Origin of the sequence: Psychroserpens damuponensis (genome assembly GCF_000826655.1) — a bacterium.
Lineage (GTDB): Bacteria > Bacteroidota > Bacteroidia > Flavobacteriales > Flavobacteriaceae > Psychroserpens > Psychroserpens damuponensis.
The window spans coordinates 1-1051 of the sequence record NZ_JXJO01000100.1 but is presented as its reverse complement, the minus strand read 5'-3'; the positions used below and the strand labels follow the sequence as shown (position 1 = coordinate 1051).

Sequence of the window (1051 nt, the reverse complement as noted above, 5' to 3'; positions counted from 1 at the left end):
AAAAGTTTGCTAACTTAGTGGCTAAACCACGCAACTAACCATACACAAACACGTTACCACCAATTATGAAGAACATTCTACTAATATTAATAATCATTTTTTCAAACCAAGCTTTTTGCCAAGAAAAATTGGACGAAGAAATCGATAAAGGAATTGAATTATATCAAGAAGGGAAAGAAAAGAAAGCTCTGAAAATCTGGAAAAATATTGAGAAAAAAGCGGATAATCCTTCCTCAACCTATGGAACAACTTTAGGGAATATATTATATTATTACATAGAAAAAGAAGACGAAAAAAATATTGTGAATTACTATCATAAAATAATTGATTCTGATTTAAACGATAAAGATTTAAACAACGAAATTGGAAAACCTTATAAGAATTATCGTTATCACGCAACAATGCGCTTAGCAAGTTATTATGGGAAAAATAGAGAATATGAAAAAGGGTTAAATTATGTAGAGAAAGCAGATAGTGAAGTTTCGTTTGAGACAACTTCTTTAACTTCATTTATTTTTCAAAAGGTAGATTTAGCATTTTGGAAATACAGATTTTTAAATGACTTAGGGCAGAAAGAAAAGGCTATTTCAAAATTAATTGAGAGAGCATTTGAATATGATTATAAATCAATGTATCCAAATTGGGCAACAGTTTCGCAAAGTAATGACGAGAACGAATTAGCTGAAACAATTTGTTCAAAATTTGAAGATTTAAAATCACTAAAGTCTAAAATTGACATCGGAATTGAAAACTTAACTCTTGACAAAGAGAGTAAGATTATTGAAATAGAACTTAACGAAATTAAATACAAAATAAACTACTTTGCGGACTTAGAAAATGTAAAAGATTGTAGTTTATATTTAAAAAAATCATTCTTCTATCAATATTTAACTATTGAAACGGAAAAATAACTGGTGGTAACACCGTGTATAATTAATTGCTAGGTTCTAGCCTGCTTACGAAAATCCTCGCGGATTTTCTATTCGGTTTTTATTTGCTAACTTCCGTGTTTAACCACGCAACTAATCATACACAAACACGTTACAAACAA

General features: G+C 29.1%; 1 protein-coding gene. It reads left to right on the top strand.

Annotation, left to right across the window (positions count from 1 at the left end; translation table 11 throughout):
• Nucleotides 1–65 precede the first annotated feature (65 nt).
• A complete protein-coding gene (locus TD29_RS17725) occupies nt 66–911 on the top strand; it encodes a hypothetical protein (RefSeq protein ID WP_152611566.1) in 846 nt (281 codons plus the stop codon).
• Nucleotides 912–1051 lie beyond the last annotated feature (140 nt).

Excerpts from the sequence above, each read along its gene's own strand:
- TD29_RS17725 (WP_152611566.1), top strand. The coding sequence starts at position 66 with ATGAAGAACATTCTACTAATATTAATAATCATTTTTTCAAACCAAGCT.